This is a genomic window from Clostridium sediminicola (genome assembly GCF_050402865.1).
In the GTDB taxonomy this organism is placed as follows: Bacteria; Bacillota; Clostridia; order Clostridiales; family Clostridiaceae; genus Clostridium_AF; species Clostridium_AF sediminicola.
Genome location: NZ_BAABMF010000001.1, coordinates 484,206 through 506,181, shown reverse-complemented (window position 1 = coordinate 506,181; position 21,976 = coordinate 484,206). Strand labels below are relative to the sequence as shown.

31 protein-coding genes are annotated in these 21,976 nt (G+C 28.1%); all 31 read left to right on the top strand.

Annotated features, from left to right (window positions below; genetic code table 11):
- Window positions 1-5 precede the first annotated feature (5 nt).
- The 31 genes from ACQ3F0_RS02515 to ACQ3F0_RS02365 all read left to right on the top strand — a co-directional run bounded on the left by ACQ3F0_RS02515 (window position 6) and on the right by ACQ3F0_RS02365 (window position 21,964).
- Window positions 6-1,175, top strand: coding sequence for a type II secretion system F family protein (locus ACQ3F0_RS02515; RefSeq protein ID WP_428863450.1), 1,170 nt, complete (start codon window positions 6-8; stop codon window positions 1,173-1,175).
- A gap of 17 nt (window positions 1,176-1,192) precedes the next feature.
- The gene (locus ACQ3F0_RS02510; protein WP_428863449.1) at window positions 1,193-1,618 is read left to right on the top strand and encodes a prepilin-type N-terminal cleavage/methylation domain-containing protein; all 426 of its coding nucleotides are present in this window, start codon (window positions 1,193-1,195) and stop codon (window positions 1,616-1,618) included.
- A 1-nt stretch (window position 1,619) separates the two neighbouring features.
- Window positions 1,620-2,138, top strand: coding sequence for a pilus assembly FimT family protein (locus ACQ3F0_RS02505; RefSeq protein WP_428863448.1), 519 nt, complete (start codon window positions 1,620-1,622; stop codon window positions 2,136-2,138).
- Window positions 2,119-2,571, top strand: a complete 453-nt coding sequence (locus tag ACQ3F0_RS02500; RefSeq protein ID WP_428863447.1) for a PulJ/GspJ family protein — start codon at window positions 2,119-2,121, stop codon at window positions 2,569-2,571. Before ACQ3F0_RS02505 ends, ACQ3F0_RS02500 begins: the two co-directional genes overlap by 20 nt.
- Window positions 2,568-3,044, top strand: coding sequence for a prepilin-type N-terminal cleavage/methylation domain-containing protein (locus ACQ3F0_RS02495; protein ID WP_428863446.1), 477 nt, complete (start codon window positions 2,568-2,570; stop codon window positions 3,042-3,044). The genes ACQ3F0_RS02500 and ACQ3F0_RS02495 overlap by 4 nt, the downstream gene beginning before the upstream one ends.
- Entirely contained in the window at window positions 3,005-3,421 is a 417-nt protein-coding gene (locus ACQ3F0_RS02490; protein WP_428863445.1) for a hypothetical protein, read from the top strand. Before ACQ3F0_RS02495 ends, ACQ3F0_RS02490 begins: the two co-directional genes overlap by 40 nt.
- Before the next feature lie 13 nt (window positions 3,422-3,434).
- The gene (locus ACQ3F0_RS02485; protein ID WP_428863444.1) at window positions 3,435-4,169 is read left to right on the top strand and encodes a hypothetical protein; all 735 of its coding nucleotides are present in this window, start codon (window positions 3,435-3,437) and stop codon (window positions 4,167-4,169) included.
- Window positions 4,170-4,174: 5 nt separating this feature from the next.
- Window positions 4,175-4,630, top strand: coding sequence for a hypothetical protein (locus ACQ3F0_RS02480; protein WP_428863443.1), 456 nt, complete (start codon window positions 4,175-4,177; stop codon window positions 4,628-4,630).
- Entirely contained in the window at window positions 4,627-5,007 is a 381-nt protein-coding gene (locus ACQ3F0_RS02475) for a hypothetical protein (protein WP_428863442.1), read from the top strand. Before ACQ3F0_RS02480 ends, ACQ3F0_RS02475 begins: the two co-directional genes overlap by 4 nt.
- Before the next feature lie 76 nt (window positions 5,008-5,083).
- Window positions 5,084-6,151 carry a M24 family metallopeptidase gene (locus ACQ3F0_RS02470; RefSeq protein WP_428863441.1) on the top strand — a complete coding sequence of 356 codons (1,068 nt, stop codon included), beginning with the start codon at window positions 5,084-5,086 and terminating at the stop codon, window positions 6,149-6,151.
- A gap of 59 nt (window positions 6,152-6,210) precedes the next feature.
- Window positions 6,211-6,768: an elongation factor P gene (gene efp / locus ACQ3F0_RS02465; protein ID WP_428863440.1), complete on the top strand. Its 558-nt coding sequence runs from the start codon at window positions 6,211-6,213 to the stop codon at window positions 6,766-6,768.
- A gap of 18 nt (window positions 6,769-6,786) precedes the next feature.
- Window positions 6,787-7,155 carry a CD1247 N-terminal domain-containing protein gene (locus tag ACQ3F0_RS02460; protein ID WP_428863439.1) on the top strand — a complete coding sequence of 123 codons (369 nt, stop codon included), beginning with the start codon at window positions 6,787-6,789 and terminating at the stop codon, window positions 7,153-7,155.
- A gap of 103 nt (window positions 7,156-7,258) precedes the next feature.
- Window positions 7,259-8,194: a stage III sporulation protein AA gene (gene spoIIIAA / locus ACQ3F0_RS02455; RefSeq protein ID WP_428863438.1), complete on the top strand. Its 936-nt coding sequence runs from the start codon at window positions 7,259-7,261 to the stop codon at window positions 8,192-8,194.
- Window positions 8,184-8,705: a stage III sporulation protein SpoIIIAB gene (gene spoIIIAB / locus ACQ3F0_RS02450; protein ID WP_428863437.1), complete on the top strand. Its 522-nt coding sequence runs from the start codon at window positions 8,184-8,186 to the stop codon at window positions 8,703-8,705. Before spoIIIAA ends, spoIIIAB begins: the two co-directional genes overlap by 11 nt.
- A 10-nt stretch (window positions 8,706-8,715) precedes the next feature.
- Window positions 8,716-8,913 carry a stage III sporulation protein AC gene (spoIIIAC, locus tag ACQ3F0_RS02445; RefSeq protein ID WP_428863436.1) on the top strand — a complete coding sequence of 66 codons (198 nt, stop codon included), beginning with the start codon at window positions 8,716-8,718 and terminating at the stop codon, window positions 8,911-8,913.
- An 8-nt stretch (window positions 8,914-8,921) separates the two neighbouring features.
- A complete protein-coding gene (spoIIIAD, locus tag ACQ3F0_RS02440; RefSeq protein ID WP_428863435.1) occupies window positions 8,922-9,305 on the top strand; it encodes a stage III sporulation protein AD in 384 nt (127 codons plus the stop codon).
- Between the two features lie 16 nt (window positions 9,306-9,321).
- A complete protein-coding gene (gene spoIIIAE / locus ACQ3F0_RS02435) occupies window positions 9,322-10,515 on the top strand; it encodes a stage III sporulation protein AE (RefSeq protein WP_428863434.1) in 1,194 nt (397 codons plus the stop codon).
- A gap of 15 nt (window positions 10,516-10,530) precedes the next feature.
- Window positions 10,531-11,112, top strand: a complete 582-nt coding sequence (gene spoIIIAF / locus ACQ3F0_RS02430; protein ID WP_428863433.1) for a stage III sporulation protein AF — start codon at window positions 10,531-10,533, stop codon at window positions 11,110-11,112.
- Window positions 11,113-11,131: 19 nt separating this feature from the next.
- Window positions 11,132-11,746: a stage III sporulation protein AG gene (gene spoIIIAG, locus ACQ3F0_RS02425; protein ID WP_428863432.1), complete on the top strand. Its 615-nt coding sequence runs from the start codon at window positions 11,132-11,134 to the stop codon at window positions 11,744-11,746.
- 73 nt (window positions 11,747-11,819) lie between these two features.
- Window positions 11,820-12,326, top strand: coding sequence for a SpoIIIAH-like family protein (locus ACQ3F0_RS02420; protein WP_428863431.1), 507 nt, complete (start codon window positions 11,820-11,822; stop codon window positions 12,324-12,326).
- 81 nt (window positions 12,327-12,407) lie between these two features.
- Window positions 12,408-12,791, top strand: a complete 384-nt coding sequence (locus tag ACQ3F0_RS02415; RefSeq protein WP_428863430.1) for an Asp23/Gls24 family envelope stress response protein — start codon at window positions 12,408-12,410, stop codon at window positions 12,789-12,791.
- 120 nt (window positions 12,792-12,911) lie between these two features.
- Complete coding sequence (nusB, locus tag ACQ3F0_RS02410) at window positions 12,912-13,307, top strand: transcription antitermination factor NusB (RefSeq protein WP_428863429.1); 396 nt, start codon at window positions 12,912-12,914, stop codon at window positions 13,305-13,307.
- 160 nt (window positions 13,308-13,467) lie between these two features.
- Window positions 13,468-14,295, top strand: coding sequence for a bifunctional 5,10-methylenetetrahydrofolate dehydrogenase/5,10-methenyltetrahydrofolate cyclohydrolase (locus tag ACQ3F0_RS02405; protein WP_428863428.1), 828 nt, complete (start codon window positions 13,468-13,470; stop codon window positions 14,293-14,295).
- Window positions 14,295-15,500 carry an exodeoxyribonuclease VII large subunit gene (gene xseA / locus ACQ3F0_RS02400; RefSeq protein ID WP_428863427.1) on the top strand — a complete coding sequence of 402 codons (1,206 nt, stop codon included), beginning with the start codon at window positions 14,295-14,297 and terminating at the stop codon, window positions 15,498-15,500. Before ACQ3F0_RS02405 ends, xseA begins: the two co-directional genes overlap by 1 nt.
- A gap of 69 nt (window positions 15,501-15,569) precedes the next feature.
- A complete protein-coding gene (locus tag ACQ3F0_RS02395) occupies window positions 15,570-15,797 on the top strand; it encodes an exodeoxyribonuclease VII small subunit (protein WP_428863426.1) in 228 nt (75 codons plus the stop codon).
- The gene (locus tag ACQ3F0_RS02390) at window positions 15,781-16,650 is read left to right on the top strand and encodes a polyprenyl synthetase family protein (protein WP_428863425.1); all 870 of its coding nucleotides are present in this window, start codon (window positions 15,781-15,783) and stop codon (window positions 16,648-16,650) included. Before ACQ3F0_RS02395 ends, ACQ3F0_RS02390 begins: the two co-directional genes overlap by 17 nt.
- A gap of 667 nt (window positions 16,651-17,317) precedes the next feature.
- Window positions 17,318-17,884 (top strand): hypothetical protein, encoded by a 567-nt coding sequence (locus tag ACQ3F0_RS02385; RefSeq protein ID WP_428863424.1) that lies wholly within the window; start codon window positions 17,318-17,320, stop codon window positions 17,882-17,884.
- Window positions 17,885-17,888: 4 nt separating this feature from the next.
- Window positions 17,889-19,748: a 1-deoxy-D-xylulose-5-phosphate synthase gene (gene dxs, locus ACQ3F0_RS02380; RefSeq protein WP_428863423.1), complete on the top strand. Its 1,860-nt coding sequence runs from the start codon at window positions 17,889-17,891 to the stop codon at window positions 19,746-19,748.
- A gap of 18 nt (window positions 19,749-19,766) precedes the next feature.
- Entirely contained in the window at window positions 19,767-20,579 is an 813-nt protein-coding gene (locus ACQ3F0_RS02375; RefSeq protein ID WP_428863422.1) for a TlyA family RNA methyltransferase, read from the top strand.
- An 8-nt stretch (window positions 20,580-20,587) separates the two neighbouring features.
- Window positions 20,588-21,424 (top strand): NAD(+)/NADH kinase, encoded by an 837-nt coding sequence (locus ACQ3F0_RS02370; protein WP_428863421.1) that lies wholly within the window; start codon window positions 20,588-20,590, stop codon window positions 21,422-21,424.
- Window positions 21,425-21,514: 90 nt separating this feature from the next.
- Window positions 21,515-21,964: an arginine repressor gene (locus ACQ3F0_RS02365; RefSeq protein ID WP_428863420.1), complete on the top strand. Its 450-nt coding sequence runs from the start codon at window positions 21,515-21,517 to the stop codon at window positions 21,962-21,964.
- Window positions 21,965-21,976 lie beyond the last annotated feature (12 nt).

The following is a 21,976-nucleotide window of genomic DNA, read 5'->3' as shown; positions in this document are numbered from 1 at the left end:
AGTTTATGAAAATAGAATATACAGCTTATAATAGTAGTGGCAAAAAAATAAAAGATAACAGTAGTCAAGACACAATGGAGCAGTTTTATAGATTTATTGAAAATAATAAGTTGATTCTTATTGATTATAGAATTAGAAATAATAAAAAATTAAATAATTTTTTAATAAAAAATAAATATGAAAATTTAGCCAACTTGTGTTCTTACTTATTTTATATTGAAAGCTCGGGGTTGCCTATAAATAAAGGTATGATATTAATTTCTAAATCTATTAAAGATAAGAAATTCAAAAGAACAATATTATCAATAATAGATGATGTTAATAACGGAAAGGAATTTTATAAGTGTTTTTTAAAACATCCAATGTATTTTTCTCACTTTTTCGTAGAAATGATTCATACAGGAGAAAAAACAGATAATTTAAAAGAGGTATTTAAACAATTGATGAACTTTTATAAAGAGATGTACACAACAACTAAAGAGTTAGAAAAAAATTTAATTTATCCTCTTATTGTTTTAGTAACTGCTGTAGTATCAATGATCCTAATGAGGGTAATTTTTATACCTAAAATTTTATTACTATTAGAAAACAATTCTTCAACCATTAGTATGTCTAATAATATAATATCTACGAAATTTATGATGTCAACTGTTGGGTTTATATTTATTATCCTTGCTTTAATATTTATTATGAGAAAGGTGAAATATGACTATTGTCAGAACAAAATATATAAATTGATTCCAAAAGGCTCATTAATTAATTTAATTTTTAGATTTAAATTCTTGAATTCTTTATATTTAGCTGCAGTCTGTGGTGAGAGTCTATCTTTTGGTTATGAGATGGCATTAGATTCAGTAAAAAGTAAATATTTTAAATGTCAGATTAACAGTGGTTTTGAAGTCTTAAAGTATGGCAATTCATTGTCTGAGAGTCTGGAATATATTGATGCTTTAGATGATATTATTATCGCTACTATAAGTATTGGTGAAGAAACTAATAGTTTAGAAAATGCATTAAAAAAATCCATAGATGATTCAAAAATGGCGATGAATAATCGACTTAAAAAAATATCTGTAATGGTAGAACCAATAATAATGATTTTACTTGGAGCGTTTATAACTTATTATGCTGTAAGTGTATTTTTCCCAATAATGGATAATTTGAATAATATTTAAAAAATGGAGGTAAAACTATGAATAAAATTAAGGAGTGTATAATTATGAAATTGAAAAAAAATAAAAAAGGATTTTCTTTTGTAGAAATTATTATAGGAATTGCTATATCTTTAATACTGGCTACTTATTCAATACCAAAGTACAAAGAGTATAAAGGAAAAGCGTTAAATCTTAGGGCTGTCGATTCAGGTCGAAAAATATACGGAGTTTGTATAGATAGCTATATCAATAATGGTGAATTTTCTAGCGCGAAGATTCAAGATGAAGTAACGAATTTGTTGGGTTTAACAGCAACAGTTACTGATTCAGAAGATGATGTTACTGTTGTATACCCCTTGAATAAAAAGAAATATACTCTTGAAATTACTGGAAATGATTCTAGTTTTATAATTAAAGAAGGCGAAAATAAGATTTATTCGTCAAAAGAAGAAACATCTTCTTAAAATGGATGAGAAGCTTTTTCAACATAAGTCAGCTAGTATGACAAAGATAGTGCGTAATAGTAAAAAATTTATTAATTTGAAAAATAAATTCTATAAAAACAAAGGGTTAAGCCTACTGGAAGTCATTATTGTATTAAGTATTATAATGATATTTACAAATTTTTGTGTATTTAATTACTATAGTTTTATGAAAAATATTAGAAATAACATGGACATAGATATTTGTAGCAATGAAATTGTAAAAATAGTTGATTATGGTAAATTCTATTGTAAATTAAATAAAGATTATGGAGAGTTACGGCTACAAGATGACGATAAAATAGTTTTTAAATGTGATGATAAAGTTAGATACTATGGGTTACCAAATGACTTTCAGCTATATCCATATCCTAAAAGGATAATTATTAATGGTGAAGGTGAAATCGGAAAAGCTTGTTCAATATACTTTTATGATGAGAGGAAGGTAAAACATTGTATAACAATACGTGTTGCCACAAATTATGTTAAAGTCAAATACTAGTAGAGGATTTACTTTAATTGAAACAGTTGTTGCTATTTCACTTCTCAGTATCTTGCTGTTTTATATTGTATCTTTCAAAGTATCCTGTAAGAAAACCAATATTAGAATAAAGAATAAAGCAGAGATTTTTGATAGCTTTGAAATTGTATGTAAAGACTTAGAGTATAATTGTAATTTTCAAGATATACTTTATTTAATGGAGAATAATTTATTATATCTACCCAGGGAGAATTTTCATAGGGAAATTCTTCGTGAAAAAAGTTTAATTAGTTTATTAAGTAATGAAGATAATAAAAGCATATTAAAATTAACTATTAATAGAGATGAAGTCAATAATATGATAACAATAAATGTGAAATCTGATATTAAAAATAATAATGACTTAAGTTCTCTAGAAAAAAATATTTATAAAGGAGAATATTTCACCAATTGAAGAAAGGGTATACTTTGATTGAAGTCATTATAAGTATCACTATATTGGCAATAGTTTCTAGTGTTGCAATAAGTTTAGTTACTAATTTGTTAAAGGACCATAAAATTATGGCAAATAGGAGTAGGTATTCAATTTATGCTGCTGATTCTTTTAACTTTATTGAAAAAGAGGTTATATCATCTGAGAATGAAACTATATATCTAAAAAGCAACAGGATTTATCTTTTGAGGTATGATGAAGACTATAGTTATATAGATGTATATGGGAGTGGAGGAGATAAAAAATTAAGAATATCTTATTATAAAAAGAAAAATGGATATACTTCCGTTACTAGAAACACGATTATGGAAAACATCTTGGACTATAAGTTCAATCAAAAAGGGAAACTTCTATTTTTAGAACTAACTACTTATAATGGAGAGAAATTTTATAAATGCATAGGAAACAAAAAAGTGAAAAAGGCTGGGCTGTAATAGAGTTATTAATAATGATATCAATAGTATCTTTAATAAGTATTTATATAGTAAAAGAAGTTTTATTGATTCAGGAGCTGTTACAGGAAAGAGAAGAATATTTATTGAAGGAAGATAAATGCTCATACTACAGAGAAATATTATTAGCAGAACTAAACGCATATTGTTATGAAAATATAGATTTATACAATGGAAACATTGAGGAACTATTACAAAGCATAGATTATGATGATATGAAAATAGATAACTCATATATTATTTACGAAAACGAAAAAAATAGCATAAAATTGTATTTAATGGATGAAAGTTATTTATTAATTGTAGAAAAGTATGAGATAATTAATTTGGATAATAATATTTTTATTAAACCTATATAAAGCAGGTGATTCTATGAAAAAAAGAAAATATATTATAAGAATTTCTGACGACGAGGTAAACTTATTAAAGATTGATAAAAATAAAATTGAAGCCTTCAAAAGTATTGAAGGCAAATCAAAGTTTAAATTGAGAATGAAAAAAAGAAATGTTTCGATTATTCTAGAAGGAGAAGAGATTTTCATTAAATATTTTACTTTTCCCTCTTACTGTAAAAGTAATTTAAGAGAAGTAATTAAGAATAAGCTAATTAGTTTGTATGGAAGTAACGTTGATAATATATTATTTTCTTATTCAGTTATAGATGAAGAGGATGCTCAGTTGAGTACAATAGTATACTGTATTAATTCAAGTAATTTAGAAAAGAATAAAGAGATTATCTTTAATAATAATATTGTATCCAGTGTTAGTTTGATTCAATATTATTTCTTAAAGTACTACGATGCATCTTTTATTCATAATAGGTTTGTATTTGCTTTTAAATTCAATGAAATTTTTTATATAATGTTTGTAAAAAATAAAAATATTTTAGTTAATTTTGCATTTAATGAATTAGAAGAAAATAATCGATTATTATTTGATTTTATCAAAAACACTGCTATAGAAAATTATGAGGATAATTGTGATAGTATAGCAATATATAGATCTAACTTTGATATAGATGAAAAGGATTTACCCTCAAAATATAAGTATGATATTGTTAAATTAGATAATGTTAATGAAAAAATCTTATATTTAGAAATGGAATGAAAATGATGAATAAATATAATTTTTTGCCTGAATGGTATATTATTGAGAAAAAAAATAAAAAGTTTAAGAAAAGATTTCTTACATTTATAATATTATTTTTTTTCTTGATTAGTTCTGTTGTAGCACAAGAATTGATTCGCAAAAAAATTGACTTAAATAAAAAAGAAAACACTAGTTTGATTAATGACAAAATTCAAGCTTTTAACAGTACCAAACAAACTCAAATAACAAATAAAAAATTTGTTAATAACTTTAAAAATTTAATGCTTGTTTTAATGGATGATAAAACTGTAGAAATAGAATTATTAAATAATAAAATGAATTTGACAATAGAAAATGAGGATTATAGTTACTGCAAAAATATATTAGGGAATATAAACAAACAATTTTCTATTTTAAATTACAGTATAATAAACAGCGAAAATATATATAAAATCAGTATAGAAATGGAGTTAAAATGAAAGAAAAAGTATACAAATATAGTTTAGTTGTTTTGATAGTATGTATTTTCTTAATAAATCAAAAAAACATATTGCTATATACAAGGCTAGTTAGTAAAGAGACTTTTAGTAATTCTTCTATAGAAAATTATGAGAATGGAAGTTTAAATTCTCTTAATTACTTCCACAATATAAAGGATATTAAGATTGAAAGTATAATTAATGAAGAAAATTCTGTTTGTTACAAAATAAAACTAAAAGGTTACGAGAAAATTGATGAAATCAGTAGAATTCTTGATTTAAATACTTCTTTAGAAATACTAAAACTAAAGTCATTTAAAGATAAAGAAGGAGAGCTTGAAGTGACTTTTGATATATTAGAGAATAAAAACTATTAATGAAAAAATTAAATTCTATTTGCAAATATACTTAAGTTTTGATAAAATATCATTGTTTAGTAGAAGGGAGGCAACAATGTATACTGCTAGATTGATTAATCTTAGAGATAAACTGCAAGAGAAGCATTTATCGGGTATATTACTCAATAGTGATGCTAATAGAAATTACATAACTGGATTTACTGGTGATGAGAGTTATGCGCTTATTACAAAAGAAAGAGCATTTTTCATAACTGATTCTAGATATATTCAACAAGCTAAGTTAGAAGCTAAGCTTTTTGAAGTTGTTGATTATAAAGGAGACTTAGTTAGTTGTATTTCAAATTTGATAAGAGATTTGAAAATAGAAAAGTTAGCCTTTGAAGATGAAAAGATATCTTTTTCACAATATGATAAGTTCAAAAATGGTTTTGAATGTGAACTTGTACCCCAAGAAGGTATGGTTGAGGAATTACGTATAGTAAAAGATGATTATGAAATCGAATGCATATCAAAGGCAGCTGAAATAGCTGATAAGGCATTTAGCCATATTACAAATTTTATAAAGGTAGGAATGAAGGAAAGTGAAGTAGCTCTAGAATTAGAATTTTTTATGAAAAAATTAGGAGCTTCAGCATTATCTTTTACTTCAATTGTTGCATCAGGAGTTCGATCTTCGTTGCCACATGGTACAGCTACAAGTAAGGTTATCAATGATGGTGATTTTCTAACCCTTGATTTTGGATGTGTTTACAATGGTTATTGTTCTGACATGACAAGAACAGTTGTTATTGGAAAGCCAAATGAAAAAATGATTGAAATTTATGAAACTGTAAAGTTTGCTCAAGAAAAAGCCTTGGAAGAAATTGCTCCTGGTAAAATGTGCTCAGACATTGATAAAGTTGCCAGAGATTATATTAAATCAAAAGGTTATGGAAGTTATTTTGGGCATGGACTCGGTCATGGTGTAGGATCTGAAATTCATGAAGAACCTAGAGTAAGTCCTAAAAGCAAAACAATGCTTAAATGTGGAATGGTAATAACTGATGAGCCAGGTATTTATATTCCAGAATTTGGTGGAGTTAGAATTGAAGATTTAATTTTAGTTACAGAAGATGGTTGCAAAGTTTTATCAAAGTCTTCAAAAGAGCTTATTTGTATATAAATTATTATTTATGTTAAAAATATTTTTATAATATATATTTTTTAGTGGAGGGATACACAATGATTTCAGCAGGAGATATAAGAAAAGGAACGACTTTTGAAACGGATGGACAAGTATTTACAGTAATTGAATTTTTACACGTTAAACCAGGAAAAGGTGCTGCATTTGTAAGAACAAAAATAAGAAACGTGATAAGTGGTTCAGTGGTTGAAAAAACTTTTAACCCAACTACAAAATTACAAGAAGCGGTAATTGAAAGAAAAGAAATGCAATATTTGTACTCAGATGGTCAATTATACTATTTTATGGACCAAGAAACTTATGAGCAAATTCCTTTAAGTTTTGAGCAAGTTGAAAATGCTATCAAATTCTTAAAAGAGAATATGTTTGCAATAATAAAATTCTTTAAAGGAAGCGCGTTTTCAGTAGAAGCTCCAAACTTTGTTGAATTACTTATAACAGAATGTGAGCCAGGAGTAAAAGGAAATACTACTACAAACGTAATGAAGCCTGCAACAGTTGAAACAGGAGCAGTAGTTCCAGTACCTTTATTTGTAAACGAAGGAGATACTATTAGAATAGATACAAGAACTGGCGATTACATGGAAAGAGTTTAAATCTTAGGAAGTGATATTTTGCACTCACTAGTTAAAAAAATTGAAACAATAAAAAGTAAGATAGATAAAATCGATAATCAAAACGAACAATACAATGAAATCATATCTGATATGTTTTTTGTTATTAGTGAATTGGCGAATAATGTATTAGAATTGAATTCAAATTTTGATGAAATCAATGACTATGTTACTGTATTAGATGAAAATTTAGGGAATATTGAAGAAGAACTTTATGGTTTCGAAGAAGAAGAAAGTGAATTTGAAGATTTTGAATATACTGATGTTCAATGTGAAAAATGTTTTGAACAGATAGCTGTAGAAAGATCTTTGATAGACTCTAAAAGTTCTTTTGAATGTCCAAATTGTCATAATATAATTAAATTTTAAAAAAGCTGTAATGCATTAAATTGCATTACGGCTTTTTTTTATCTTTATTTAGGAATAATTTTAGTGTACAAGCAATAAAATTAATTAAGAAAGGAGGAAAACTATGAGCACAAGAGATGTATTTTATATTTTACCAGATCACATAAGTAAAGTTATTGAAGATGTTAAGAATCTTGAAAGAGTAAATGAAATTAGATTAAGAAGCAATAAACCTATAGCTATTTATATTGATGAAAATGAAAAAATACTGAATTACATAATTAAACCGAACGATTTAAGTAAGATTATACAGCGTATGAGTAATTATTCTATGTATGCATTTGATGAAGAGTTAAAACAAGGGTATATAACAATTAAAGGTGGGCACAGAGTTGGGATTTGTGGAAGTTGTGTTATTAATAAAGGTGAGGTTAAGACTATCAAGAATATATCATCTTTAAATATTAGAATTTCAAGACAAATAATTAATTGTTCGAAAAAATTATTGCCATATTTAATGAAAAATTCTAATTTAATGAATACAATAATTATTTCACCCCCAAAGTGTGGTAAAACTACACTTATAAGAGATATTTCAAGAAATTTATCAAATGGCTTCACTCTCAATAATACTAAAATAAGAGGTATGAAAGTTTGCATTATTGATGAGAGGAGTGAAATTGGAGGGTGCTACAATGGAACCCCGCAGCTTGATGTAGGTAATAGGACGGATATTATGGATAACTGTATGAAAAGTAGTGGAATAATGATGGCTATAAGGTCTATGTCTCCTGATGTAATTATTTGTGATGAAATTGGAACTTATGATGATATAAAAAGTATCATAGCAGCATTGAGTTCAGGTATAAAATTAATAACTACTATTCATGGTTTTGGCATAGAAGATTTAAATAATAGAGATGTTTTTAGAGAGATTATAAAAAATAAGGTTTTTAAGCGTGCTGTAATCCTTAGCAATAGAAATAAAGTAGGAACTATAGAGTATATTTATGACTTCACAAAAAAAATGAAAATAGGAGGAAATGTTAATGATAATTAAACTAATTTGTTCTTTAATTATTATCATATCATGCACCCTATTAGGAATTAAGTATGGAGAAAATTTACGTAAAAGGGTTGAAGAGTTAAATTCTCTTTTACAAGCAGTAAATCAAATGAAGGTTCATATTCAATATACTTTTACACCGATTCCGGAAATATTAAATGATATCGCAAAAAAAAGTTCTGAACCTTTAGCCACAATATTTAATAATATATCTGAAAAATTATTTTTAAATGCAGTAGATTCTATTCATGAGGCTTTTATAGAGGAACTATCAAAAGAAAATCACGAATTACATTTAAAGAATGACGATACAGAAATATTACTAGATTTGGCTAAATCTTTAGGAGATACAGATGTTGAAGGGCAAAGCAATGTTTTGAATTTAATAGATATGAAACTAAAAAAACAAATTAAAAGTGCAGAAACAGAATTAGAGAAAAACCTGAAAGTATACCGATATTTAGGGTTTTCTATTGGAGCTACAATAGTTATTCTTATCATTTAGGAGGAAAATTATGTTAGATACAAGTTTGATCTTTAAATTAGCAGGAGTAAGCATATTAATTATCGTACTAGATAAGATAATTGACTCTAGTGGAAAAAAAGAATATGCGGTTGTAATAAATATTGCAGGCCTTGTAATAATACTTATGATGGTAATGGACCTTATAAATAAACTATTTAATACAATTAAAACAATGTTTAGTTTCTGAGGTGGCCTATGGATATTATTAAGGTTGTTTCTTTTGCATTTATAGCACTTGCGATAATCGTTACAGTGCGAAAAGAAAGACAAGATCTAGCCATTCAAATAAGTATTGTTTCAGGGGTTATTATTTTCTTATATATGATAAGTAAAATCTCTTCTGTTTTACAGTTGCTTCAAGAACTTGCTTTGAAAGCAAATATAGATTTTGTTTATTTAGATGTAGTTTTTAAAATACTGGGTATATCCTATTTAGCTTCCTTTTGTAGTGAGATATGTAGAGATGCAGGGGAAGGAAATTTAGCATCAAAAGTTGAATTTGCAGGAAAAATACTAATACTTGTTCTAGCTATTCCTATACTTATGGCAGTCCTGCAATCAATATTAAAAATAATGTAAGACACAGGTGATAAATTTGAAAAGAATAACTTATTGTTTTATTATTTTTATTTTATTAAATTTTTGTATTGTAGATGTAGCTTATGGACAAACCAATACTCCTAGTAATGAAATCAATAATGAAACATTTACCATAGAAGATGCTGAAAATGATATAAAAATACAACAATTATACGATTATATGACAGAAATTCAAAGTGAATATGAATTACTAAACGACATAAGTTTTAAAGAATACGTAGATACATACTTAAAATCTGGAGCTGGTGGACTTTCTGTAAAGGGCTTACTGAATATTTTTATAAAATATGGATTACGAGAAATTTCAGCAACACTAAAAATAATGTCTACTATAATAATTATTTCAATTATATGTGCTCTTATAAAAAATCTTGAATCCGCCTTTAGTAATGAAAATTTGACCAATATTGCTTATTTTGCATGTTATTCAGTGTTGATTATTATTCTATCGAAAAGCTTTTATATTGGAGTTACATTAGCTAGAGAAACTATAGTTAGTATGAGTGATTTTATGGCAGCATTAATTCCAGTTTTATTAATGTTGTTAGCGGGAGTGGGGAGTATAACAGAAGCAGCTGTTTTAGATCCAATAATAATTGGGACAGCAAATATTAGTGTCAAATTATTTGTAGATATTTTATTGCCTATCATTGGATTTTCATTTGTTTTGGTTTTTGTCAATAATATTACGGAAGATAATAAAATTGAGAATTTGACAAAATTGATGAAACAAATAGTTCTTTGGATTCAAGGAATTATTATGACAATTTTCATTGGGGTTATCACAATAAGAGGTATATCTGCGAATACTATAGATGCAGTTGCTGAAAAAACAGTTAAATTTGCTGTAGATAATTTTATTCCAATAGTAGGTGGTGCACTTTCAGATGCTATAACTACAGTTGCAGGTTATTCTTTATTAATAAAGAATGCATTAAGTAGTTTGGGTCTTATTGTCCTAATTGCTATAGTTTTGATACCAATTATAAAATTATTAGTAATTGCTTTGATATATAAACTATCAGCGGCACTTATTGAACCTATTAGTGATAAAAGACTTGTTAGATGTGTTGGCGCTGCAGGGGATTCTCTTATATTAATAACATCTTGTTTAATAAGCGTGTCAGTAATGTTTTTTATTATGATAGCAATAGTTGCATCTGCTGGAAAAATAATTTTAAATGGTTAATGGTAAGGTGATTAAATGGATTATTTAGAAAGTTGGATTATTAGCATTTGTACTGCAGTTTTTTTTATAACAGCTGTGGAAATGATTTTACCTAAAAATTCTATAAAGAAATATGCCAAATTGACATTAGGATTAATTTTAGTCACAGTAATTTTAAATCCAATAATTAAGTTGTTTGATAGGGAATATGACCTTGAAGTTTATTCGAGAGAAGCTTCTCATTATTTAAATAGCAATGAAGAAAAAACAGAATTTGTAGAATATAGAGAAAAATCTATAGAAAATTCCATAGGTGTATTTGCAGACAAACTATCAAATGTTTGTAACAAGGAATTGAAGAGAATTATCCCAAATTGTGAATTTGATATAGAAATAAATGTTGATTATTCGAAGGAACTATCAGAATTTGTGATTAATTGGGCTAAAATAGGGGTTTCTGATTCAAAAATAAAGAAAATCAAAAAAGTTGAAATCAATGATTCAAAAGAAGTTAATAATATGGGGCAGGTTAACAGTGAAATTTCAAATAAAATTAAAAAAAGCTTATCCCAACTTTTGAATATATCAACTGAAAAAATTAAAGTTTATAAACTATAGAAAAGGAGAAGGGAATACAATGAAAATAAATGAGTTTTTACATAATAACTTAAAAAATAGTGAGAAAAAGTTGAGTAACAAATTAAGTAAAAAATTAAGCCCGAATATAATAATATTAATTCTAATTGCAATTCTGCTGATCATAGTCAGTGAAAATTTTGGCAGTAGTAAACCCATATTTTCAAATAAAGATACCCCAAAAGTAGAAGATACAAATACAATTATACAAGTGAGTCAAGATTATCAGACTCAAGTTGAAGAAGAATTAAAATCAATTTTGGAACACATAGACGGTGTAGGAAAAGTTGTTGTAATGATAAATTTTGAAGGAGGTGAGGAGCAAGTACCTGCAATAAACACTAATGATTCAACTAGTTTAACAGAAGAGAATGATGGAGAGGGTGGTACAAGAAAGACTACTCAAAATAATGATGGGAAAACGGTTGTGATGATGAACGGTGATGGGGGAAATGAACCATTAATTTTGAAAAAGATTAGTCCAAGTGTTGAAGGTGTATGTGTAGTAGCAGAAGGAGCTTCTAATGATTTGATGAAATTAAATATTCAGAAAGCTGTTATAACATTATTTGGCATACCAGAAAATAAAGTAACAGTTTATCCAATGAAAAAATAACATAAATAAGGAATTTAAGCATATAGATTATATTGAAAATGAAATTAATACTAATAATAGAGGAGGAATTTTTATGAGTAAGAAACAGGGAGCTATTATCGTAGTTTTACTAGCGTTAATTATCAGTGCTGGGATATTAGCAACAAAGTTGAACAATGATTCACTTTACGTTGGGAAAGATTTGAATAATGATGTATCAAGTATTTCTACTAGTCAAACAGAAACAACTACTTCATCAAACTTCTTTGCTGAGCAAAAGATTATAAGGGATAACAAGGAGAATCAAATTTTACAAAATCTTAAAACTTTAATTGATGATGAAAACATTTCAGAAGAAGAAAGACAAAAAACTTCAAGTAAGTATACTGAATTGACAATGGCATCTAATAGTGAATCTGAAATTGAAACATTGCTTAAAGCAAAGGGTTATGCAGAAGCTTTATGTTTTGTAGAGGAAAATAAAGTAAGAATCATAATAAAATCTCCAGAAAAATTGACTGACCAACAATTAAAGCAAATTCAAGATGTTGTTGTTGATGTTACTAAAATTATGGATGTAGATATTTCACAAAAAGAATAATCATTTGTAAAAATAAATGCTATTTGTTATAATGTACATAAGATAATTTGATTTGGCTTATCCAAACAGGGAGGGACAATAATGGAAGATAATATAAAGAATTTAAACGATATCGGAATAGTTAAAATATCTGATGAAGTAGTAGAAGTGATTGCAGGATTAGCAGCTTCTGAAATAGATGGAATTGTAGGAATGAGCACTAAACTAGTTGGTGGAATCACTAAGATTTTAACTTCTAAGAAAAGTGTAACAAAAGGAGTTAAGGTTTCAGTTGGTGAAGACAGCGCTACTATAGATATATTTGTTGTAGTTACATATGGAACTAGAATTATGAATGTAGCGAAACAAGTTCAAGAAAATGTACAAAAATCTGTAGAATCTATGACTGGCTTGAAAGTTTCAGCGGTAAATGTGTATATACAAAACATGGTTCTTCCTAAAGAAGATAAGAATATCGATGAATAACTAGACATCCTCGTTAAAAGAGGATGTTTTTTTGCTATTTTTTGAGAAAGTATTTGACATTTAGATGAAAAATATATAATGTTATTAATAGAAATACTTACATACCTAGGAGGAAACATTATGAATAGAAGAAAATCAAGAGAATTACTAATGAAATTTTTGTTCGAAATTTCTATAAATAAATTAACTTATAAAGAAGTAGTACAAAATTTTAAAGATGACAAAGAAAATAAATTAGATGGATATGATTTTGAATTTATAGAATTAGAAATTAATGGAATTCAAGAAAATATTGAAACAATAGATAATAAAATTCAGATGAATTTAAAAAATTGGAAGATTGATAGACTTTCTAAAATTGACTTGGCTATTTTGCGAATATGTACGTATGAGCTGTTATTTGAGAAAGATATTCCAAAAAGGGTAGCAATTAATGAAGCTATTGAGCTTGCTAAGAAATATTCATCAGATAATGCACCATCATTTATAAATGGAGTTATAGGTAATATGGTATAGAGTTTCATAGTGAAATTTAATTTATACATGTCTCAAAATCTCGACGTTTCAACGAGTTTTAGACACGTATAAATTATTAGTTGAGCTAGAATCTCTTTATAGATTATTAGTTGAACTATAATTTTATAATGAAAATTATGTAAAGTTAGGGGTTGATTTTGTGGGGACAAAATTAGATGGTAAAGAGATTGCAAACAAGATTAAACTAGACATAAAAGAATATATTGATAAATCTGAAAATAAAATTCCCTGTTTAGCGAATATATTAGTGGGTAATGATGGAGGTTCAAAGTATTATTTGAATACTCAAAATAAGGTGTGTAACAAGGTTGGTATAAATACAAAAAGTATTGAATTAAATGAGGATATAGATGAAGAGACTTTATTAAATACTATAAGGGAATTGAATAATGATGAAAGTGTAACTGGAATAATATTGCAGTTGCCATTACCTAAACATCTTAATGAGAATAAAGTAACATCAGCAATAGCAATACAAAAAGATGTTGATGGATTAAATAGTTTGAGTACAGGAAAATTGTTTAAAGGTGAAAAATGCTTCATACCTTGTACACCAAAAGGTATAATTCGTCTCATTAAGGAAACAGGAATACAAATAGAAGGTAAAGAAGCTGTTGTTTTAGGAAGAAGTAATATTGTAGGAAAACCTGTAGCACAACTTCTCTTACAAGAAAATGCTACTGTTACAATATGTCATTCTAAAACTGCTGATTTAAAAGAGGTTTGTCAAAGAGCCGATATACTAGTAGTAGCAGTAGGAAGGCCTAATTATATAGGTAAAGAGTATATAAAGCAAGATGCAGTAGTTATAGATGTTGGAACATCTGTAGTAGATGGAAAATTAGTTGGAGATGTTAACTATAATGAAGTTCTACCAGTAGCATCATATGTTACTCCTGTTCCAGGAGGGGTTGGACCTATGACAACAGCTATGTTATTGGCAAATCTTTGTGAGGGAAATATTTAATGTATATAAAAACTCTATCAGTGTCGCAATTGAATAATTATATAAAGAAAACTATGGATAATGATTTCATCTTAAAAAATGTAAGTTTGAAAGGTGAGATTTCAAATTGGAAAAGGCATAGTAGTGGGCATATCTATTTTTCATTGAAAGATGATGAGTCCAAAATAAATTGTATTATGTTTAGAGATTATGCATCAAACATAGACTTTGAAACTGATAATGGCTTATCAGTGATTGCTACTGGTAGAGTGACGTTGTATTCCAAAGAAGGTGCCGTTCAGTTTTACTGTGAATCTATTGAACTAAATGGTGTTGGTAAATTACATATAGAATTTGAAAAACTAAAGAATAAACTTCAAAGTGAAGGATTATTTGATAATATATATAAAAAACAGATTCCTAAATATTCTAAAAAAATAGGGATAATTACATCACCTACAGGAGCAGCATTTAGAGATATTATAAATGTTGCTAAAAGAAGAAATGATAAAATAGATTTGATATTGTATCCATCTCTTGTTCAAGGTGAGGCAGCAAGTGAAAATATTATAAGAGGGATAAAATATTTTAATAAAAGAGATGATGTAGAGCTGATAATTATTTCTAGAGGTGGAGGTTCTATAGAGGAACTTTGGAGTTTTAATGAGGAACTTTTAGCAAGAGAAATATATAAAAGTAAAAAAATTATAATTTCAGCAGTAGGCCATGAGACAGATTTTACTATTTCTGATTTCGTAAGTGACCTGCGTGCACCAACACCATCCGCAGCTGCAGAAATAGCTGTTTTTAATATTAATGAATATGTTGAAAAACTCGACTATTTAAAAAAGATGATTAAGAAAAATGGATTAAATAAGATTGATTCTGAGAAGAATAGATTGATGTTATATTCAGAGAAAATTAAAAATAATAATCCTATTAATTTTATTTCAAATCAATATTTTAAAATTGATGCACTTAAGGATAAAATTGATAATAGTATATATAGAAAAATAGAGAAAGAAAGTAAATCTTTAGCTCATTTATATGAATTAATTGAAGAAAAAAATCCTTTGAATATATTAAAAAAAGGATATTCCCTAGTTAGAGATAAAGATGAGAAAGTTATTAAGACTGTGGAGAATTTTAAAGAACAAGAAGAAGTAGAAATTGTTTTTTCTAATGGATCTGCAAAGATTAAAGAATTCCATATTCTAGATAGCTAAATTTATTAAAAGAGATATGTATTTGTGTCAAGTAATGTGTAATGTAATTTGAATCTAGGTGGTGGTAATATGCCGAAGAAAAAAGAAAATTATGAAGAAATGTTCCTTCAATTAGAAGAAATAGTTAATAAAATGGATGGGGAGACAATGTCCTTGGACGAATCCATGAAAGCCTATGAAAAAGGAATTAAGCTTACAAATAAATTATATAAAATTTTGAATGAAGCTGAAGGCAAAATTAAGATAATTAAAGATAGTGAAGAAATATTATTTTTCGAGGATGATGAAAATGAATAAACTCAAAAATGAGATCAACTTGTGGTTTGAACAATATTTCAGTGGAAAAAATGATTACAATAAAACCTTGTATGAAGCAATGGGATATAGTATTAAAAATGGTGGTAAAAGAATTAGACCTATATTATTGTTAACAACGTATTCTATGTACAAATCTGATTATGAAAATGTATTACCTATAGCGGCTGCTTTTGAGATGATTCACACTTATTCACTAATACATGATGATTTACCATGTATGGATAATGATGATCTGAGGAGAGGAAAGCCAACAAATCATAAAGTTTACGGAGAAGCAATAGCTGTTTTAGCTGGAGATGGGCTTTTAAATGAGGCTATGAATATAATGTTTGATAACTCATTTAAATCATTAAATCACTTAAAAGCATGTGCGGAAATTTCTAATGCTGCAGGGCCAGAAGGTATGATTGGTGGCCAAATAGTAGATATTGAAAGTGAAAACAAAAAAATTTCTATTGAAAAATTAAAGTATATGCATAGTAAAAAAACAGGTTCTTTGATAAAGGCATCTATAAAGGCAGGAGCAATTTTAGGTGAGGCAATAGAAGATGATATAGATAAACTTACCATATTTGGTGAAAAGTTAGGGCTAGCATTTCAGATAAAAGATGATATATTAGATATTACAGGTGACGCAAAAAAATTAGGCAAGAAAACACATAGTGATGATAATAAAAATAAAACTACTTTTATTAGCGAGTTTGGGTTAGATGAATGTATAAGTATGTGTGAAAACTTAACTAACGATTGTTATGCTATATTAGATAGTATTAACAGTGATGTAACTAATTTAAGAGGAATAACAAGTTTTTTATTAAACCGACAATACTAATTAGTAATATAATTGATAGGTAAAATAATTGATGAGTAGAATAATTGATATATTGTTTTTGAATTATTTTACTGTTTATGATATAATCCCTATTAGAAATAGTGGTGCAGTATTCTAGTCAGGTAAGTGTTTTTTGAAGGCGGGGCTAAAAATCCGTCAAAGGGCACATCGATGAAGCTTCTGGTGCTGGCTTGCTACGCCCAGTGGTGGGCTTGTGCTGGGAGTAAGGGGGATGGGGCGACCGCAAAGGCATGCGTACTCGACCCTACCCTCCGTGGAGACCATTGCTTGTGGTTTAGGTGAGATACCTATTCTACGACAATGGATTAAACCTGTATTGTGGTGAATAGCTATGTACAGAGTAGCCTGCCTTGAGTGAGATAGGTAGAGGTGAGCAAAATATGGCTCAAGGAAACCTATGTTGCAAAAGAGGCTAGAAAAACACCTAACTGCTGAGGAAAACTCCTAGACTGTATTTGAGGTATGTTAAAGATTGCAGTGTGGACTAAGTGGTAATTCAGTTCTATATCTGGAGACACTATAGGTAGAAAATTAAAAGGAAACTGCCATACCGGCGACGGATGGTTTTTCTATGGGAAATCCTACTGGACCTAAGCCACAAGATTTATTTAACATACCACCACTATCTATATATTTGGAGGGAAATTTGAATAAAAAAGAAAAAAAGAATAAAAAAAAGAATGACTATACAAGATGGATAATTATCATTGTGATTTGGACATTATTTATATCAGCAGCAATTTCTCTTTTCGCTAATATAGTATTGCAATATGTAAACATTGTTATTGCATTAATTATATTAGTGTTTATTATATTTGTTGGTATAATTTTTGATTTAATAGGAGTAGCTGTAACAGCTGCTAATGAAACTCCCTTTCATTCTATGGCTTCAAGACGTGTAGAAGGAGCTAAGGTTGCTGTCAATTTAATAAGAAATGCTGATAAAGTTTCTAATTTTTGTAATGATGTTATTGGTGACATTTGTGGTGTAATCAGTGGAGCTATAGGAACTTTGATATTAGCAAAAATATTAACCAATATAAGTTATTATAATCAAAAAATAGATATAATTATTGGATCATTAATTGGGGCTGTGATTGCTTCATTGACAGTAGGTGGAAAAGCTATAGGGAAGAATATTGCTATTAACAAAAGTAATGATATAGTTTTTGCAGTTGCAAAAGTTCTAAATCTAATGAAAAGGGATAGATGATAAAATGTATAAATATTTAGATAATTACTCTATGGAAAATGGAGTGAAAAAGTTATCATTAGACGAATTAAATGTTTTTGCTAGTGAAATAAGAGAATTTCTTATAGATAAAGTATCAAAGACAGGAGGTCATTTAGCCTCAAATCTTGGAGTAGTGGAATTGACATTAAGCCTTGTAAAAACTTTTGATCTTTATAATGATAGAATAATTTGGGATGTAGGACATCAGACTTATGTTTATAAATTATTAACCGGAAGAAAAGATTGCTTTGATACATTAAGACAATTTGGTGGAATGAGTGGATTTCCTAAGAAATCAGAGAGCGTATTAGATCATTTTCAAACAGGACACAGCAGTACATCGATTTCAGCTGCAATTGGAATGGCTAGAGCTAGAGATTTAGCTAAGAAAAATTCTAATATTATTGCAGTTATTGGTGATGGTGCCCTTACGGGGGGAATGGCTTTAGAAGCTTTAAATGATATTGGATATAATAAAACAAATATGACAATAATTCTAAATGATAATCAAATGTCAATTTCTAAAAATGTTGGTGGAGTCTCTGCATATTTGAGCCAAATGAGAATCGACCCTAAATATAATAAATTTAAAGAAGACTTTACTAATAAATTAAATAAAATTTATTTAGGAAAAGAGATTGCATCGTCATTAAAAAGAATTAAGGGTGGAATCAAACAAATGGTTGTGCCTGGAATGTTTTTTGAAGAATTAGGAATAAAATATGTTGGACCTATTGATGGACATAATATTGAGCAAATTTCAAATTCTTTAGAATTATCTAAACACATAAAGGGTCCAGTATTGATACATGTAGTAACAGTCAAAGGTAAAGGGTATGATTACGCAGAACAGAATCCAGATACTTTTCATGGCATTGGACCATTTAATCTTGAGAGTGGCAAGACAAAATCTAGTGGAAAAAATACATATTCAAAAGCTTTTGGTAAAGCAATGGTAAAACTTGCAGAAGAACATAAAAACCTAGTAGCAATTAGTGCAGCAATGCCAACTGGAACAGGATTGTCAGAATTCAGCGAAAAATATCCCGATAGGTTTTTTGACGTGGGTATTTCTGAACAACATGCTACAACATTAGCGGCAGGAATGGCTAGTGAGGGATTGATACCTGTTTTTGCAGTTTATTCAACTTTTCTTCAAAGGGCTTATGATCAAATTATACATGACATATGTTTGCAAAAGCTACCTGTAATTCTTGCGATTGATAGAGCAGGAATTGTAGGAGAGGATGGAGAAACACATCAAGGTGTTTTTGATATGTCTTTTTTGACCCATATTCCAAACATTACAATTGTTAGTCCTAAATGCGTAGATGATTTACCATATCTGTTGGAATGGGCTATAAAAGAAAATAAGCCTATAGCTATTAGATACCCAAGAGGTGGGGATAAACAAAATAATGAATTAAAGCTATATAAAAATATAATTTCAAATAAATGGGAAGTTGTAAGTGAAGGGGATAAAGTAGCCATATTAGCAGTTGGTAAGATGGTTAGCAAAGCAGTAGCTGTGAAAGAAGAATTGTTAAAGGTCGGAATAAATCCTTTGATAGTTAATGCTTGTTTCATCAAGCCTTTAGATACTGAGTTATTAGACAATTTAGTAGAGGATGATTATAAAATAATCACTTTAGAAGATAACTATATTATTGGCGGATTCGGTTTATTCGTTCTTAATTATCTAAATGTAAAAAAGCAAAATGTTAAAGTACTTAATTTAGGATTTAAAGATGAATTCATTACTCATGGGAGTGTTGATACATTATATAAATTATACGGTTTGGATGAAGAAGGGATATTTAAAAGTATATTAAATTTTTTATAGATACAAAGGAGAATGATGATGGGTTCAAAGAAAGAAAGGTTAGACGTACTTTTAGTAAATTTAAAATACTTTGATTCTAGAGAAAAAGCTAAAGTTAGGATAATGGCGGGGGAAATCTTTGTTGATGGAGAACGTGTTGATAAATGTGGGCAGAAAGTTGATATAAATGCACAAATCGAATTTAAAGGGAAAAATATGCCTTATGTAAGTAGGGGTGGGTATAAGCTTGAAAAAGCTATGAAATCCTTTGATATTGTTTTAAATGATAATAAGTGTATGGATATAGGAGCTTCAACAGGAGGATTTACAGATTGTATGCTGCAAAATGGAGCATCTAAAGTATATGCAATTGATGTTGGTTACGGACAGTTTGCATGGAAATTAAGAACTGATCCTAGAGTAGTCTGCATGGAAAGAACAAATGCTAGATATTTGACAAAAAGTGATATTGAGGATGCATGTGATTTTGCAAGTATTGATGTATCATTTATTTCACTTACTAAAATAATACCTGCTGCATGTAATTTATTAAATGATAAAGGTAGTATAGTTGCACTTATAAAACCACAATTTGAAGCGGGAAAAGGAAAAGTTGGTAAAAAAGGTGTTGTTAGAGAACCGGAAATTCATAAAGAGGTTATAAAGAAAATTACGGACTTTTTAGAGGAAAGTAGCTTGAATATCTTAGGGATTGATTTTTCTCCAATAAAAGGACCGGAAGGGAACATTGAATACTTAATATATTTTACGAAAGATATGAATAAAGAATCTAATTTTTCTCAAGTTGATGTAGAAAAAATTGTAAATTGCTCACATACGGAAACAAAGTAGGTGATATAATGAAAAAGATAGCTGTCAATATTAATAGTAGTAAATTTATTGGTAATAGTTTAAATTCAATTAAGAGAGTCATCTCCACTTTAAAAAAATACAATAATGGTATAGAAATTATGTTATTTAAAGATTCAATAGGTTTGGATAAAGAACATAATTGTTATTTTGATGTAATTATTGTTTTGGGAGGTGATGGAACTATACTGGGTACTGCTAGGCAAATGTGTAATTATGATATACCTATTTTAGGGATAAATTTGGGTAACTTAGGTTTTCTAACTTCTATAGAAATGTCGGAGTTGGACCAAGGCATAAAAAAATTATCTCTAGGTGATTTCCAAACAGAAGATAGAATGATGCTTGATTGTACTGTAATAAAATCTAATTCTGAGTTGAAATTTAAAGCTTTAAATGAGGTTGTTATTTCGAAAGGTGAGATAGTGGGGATAAACAAATTTACAGTTAATGTTGATGACAAGTATTATACTACTTTTAATTCTGACGGCGTGATAATTTCAACACCTACAGGATCTACAGCATATTCTTTATCAGCGGGGGGTCCAATAATGTACCCTACTTTAGATGTTATTTCAATAACTCCAGTATGTCCTCATTCATTACATTCAAGAAGTCTTATTATAGATGAAAAATCTGAAATTAATGTATATGTCAATAAAAATAAAAGCAAAACTTTATTATCTATTGACGGACAGTCACATTGTCATATAGCTAATTCAGATATAATAAATATTAAGAGTTCTGAAAAAAAATGTAAGATAATTAAACTTGAAGGAGACGACTACTTTAATATTTTAAGAAATAAGATTTTACTTAATATTTAAAGATTAAAAATTTTAAAATAATTAAACGAAAGAGATTGTTTAGGAATGATTTCTACTAATTCTTAAGCCAACTCTTAAAAGGAGAATAATATGAAAATTGAACGTCAAGCAAAATTATTGGAAATTATAAGTACTAAAGACATTGAGACACAAGAGGAGTTAGCTGAAGAACTAAAAAAAGAAGGTATGGATATAACTCAAGCGACAGTTTCAAGAGATATAAAAGAACTAAAACTAATAAAAGTATTAACAGAAAAAGGTACTTATAAGTATGCTACTATAGTTCCTAAAGATAATGTTATGTCAAATAAATTAGTTAATATTTTTTCACAAACAGTTAATTCAGTACAAAATGTGGGTAATTTTGTTTGTATAAAAACAATGACTGGATCAGCAGGTAGTGCATGTGAGGCTATAGATTCTATGAATTTAGAAGGTCTTGTTGGAACAATAGCCGGAGATAATACAATATTTATAATGGCCATAAATGAAGAAAAAGCTAAAGAAATCGTAAAAAAAATGAAAAAAATGATAAATTAAAGAGGTGGTAAA

What these genes read in the sequence shown, in the direction of transcription:
- ACQ3F0_RS02515 (WP_428863450.1), top strand. Translation starts at nt 6, where the DNA reads ATGAAAATAGAATATACAGCTTATAATAGTAGTGGCAAAAAAATAAAA.
- ACQ3F0_RS02510 (WP_428863449.1), top strand. Translation starts at nt 1,193, where the DNA reads ATGAATAAAATTAAGGAGTGTATAATTATGAAATTGAAAAAAAATAAA.
- ACQ3F0_RS02505 (WP_428863448.1), top strand. Translation starts at nt 1,620, where the DNA reads ATGGATGAGAAGCTTTTTCAACATAAGTCAGCTAGTATGACAAAGATA.
- ACQ3F0_RS02500 (WP_428863447.1), top strand. Translation starts at nt 2,119, where the DNA reads ATGTTAAAGTCAAATACTAGTAGAGGATTTACTTTAATTGAAACAGTT.
- ACQ3F0_RS02490 (WP_428863445.1), top strand. Translation starts at nt 3,005, where the DNA reads ATGCATAGGAAACAAAAAAGTGAAAAAGGCTGGGCTGTAATAGAGTTA.
- ACQ3F0_RS02485 (WP_428863444.1), top strand. Translation starts at nt 3,435, where the DNA reads ATGAAAAAAAGAAAATATATTATAAGAATTTCTGACGACGAGGTAAAC.
- ACQ3F0_RS02480 (WP_428863443.1), top strand. Translation starts at nt 4,175, where the DNA reads ATGAATAAATATAATTTTTTGCCTGAATGGTATATTATTGAGAAAAAA.
- ACQ3F0_RS02475 (WP_428863442.1), top strand. Translation starts at nt 4,627, where the DNA reads ATGAAAGAAAAAGTATACAAATATAGTTTAGTTGTTTTGATAGTATGT.
- ACQ3F0_RS02470 (WP_428863441.1), top strand. Translation starts at nt 5,084, where the DNA reads ATGTATACTGCTAGATTGATTAATCTTAGAGATAAACTGCAAGAGAAG.
- efp (WP_428863440.1), top strand. Translation starts at nt 6,211, where the DNA reads ATGATTTCAGCAGGAGATATAAGAAAAGGAACGACTTTTGAAACGGAT.
- spoIIIAA (WP_428863438.1), top strand. Translation starts at nt 7,259, where the DNA reads ATGAGCACAAGAGATGTATTTTATATTTTACCAGATCACATAAGTAAA.
- spoIIIAB (WP_428863437.1), top strand. Translation starts at nt 8,184, where the DNA reads ATGATAATTAAACTAATTTGTTCTTTAATTATTATCATATCATGCACC.
- spoIIIAC (WP_428863436.1), top strand. Translation starts at nt 8,716, where the DNA reads ATGTTAGATACAAGTTTGATCTTTAAATTAGCAGGAGTAAGCATATTA.
- spoIIIAD (WP_428863435.1), top strand. Translation starts at nt 8,922, where the DNA reads ATGGATATTATTAAGGTTGTTTCTTTTGCATTTATAGCACTTGCGATA.
- spoIIIAF (WP_428863433.1), top strand. Translation starts at nt 10,531, where the DNA reads ATGGATTATTTAGAAAGTTGGATTATTAGCATTTGTACTGCAGTTTTT.
- spoIIIAG (WP_428863432.1), top strand. Translation starts at nt 11,132, where the DNA reads ATGAAAATAAATGAGTTTTTACATAATAACTTAAAAAATAGTGAGAAA.
- ACQ3F0_RS02420 (WP_428863431.1), top strand. Translation starts at nt 11,820, where the DNA reads ATGAGTAAGAAACAGGGAGCTATTATCGTAGTTTTACTAGCGTTAATT.
- ACQ3F0_RS02415 (WP_428863430.1), top strand. Translation starts at nt 12,408, where the DNA reads ATGGAAGATAATATAAAGAATTTAAACGATATCGGAATAGTTAAAATA.
- nusB (WP_428863429.1), top strand. Translation starts at nt 12,912, where the DNA reads ATGAATAGAAGAAAATCAAGAGAATTACTAATGAAATTTTTGTTCGAA.
- xseA (WP_428863427.1), top strand. Translation starts at nt 14,295, where the DNA reads ATGTATATAAAAACTCTATCAGTGTCGCAATTGAATAATTATATAAAG.
- ACQ3F0_RS02395 (WP_428863426.1), top strand. Translation starts at nt 15,570, where the DNA reads ATGCCGAAGAAAAAAGAAAATTATGAAGAAATGTTCCTTCAATTAGAA.
- ACQ3F0_RS02390 (WP_428863425.1), top strand. Translation starts at nt 15,781, where the DNA reads ATGATGAAAATGAATAAACTCAAAAATGAGATCAACTTGTGGTTTGAA.
- dxs (WP_428863423.1), top strand. Translation starts at nt 17,889, where the DNA reads ATGTATAAATATTTAGATAATTACTCTATGGAAAATGGAGTGAAAAAG.
- ACQ3F0_RS02375 (WP_428863422.1), top strand. Translation starts at nt 19,767, where the DNA reads ATGGGTTCAAAGAAAGAAAGGTTAGACGTACTTTTAGTAAATTTAAAA.
- ACQ3F0_RS02370 (WP_428863421.1), top strand. Translation starts at nt 20,588, where the DNA reads ATGAAAAAGATAGCTGTCAATATTAATAGTAGTAAATTTATTGGTAAT.
- ACQ3F0_RS02365 (WP_428863420.1), top strand. Translation starts at nt 21,515, where the DNA reads ATGAAAATTGAACGTCAAGCAAAATTATTGGAAATTATAAGTACTAAA.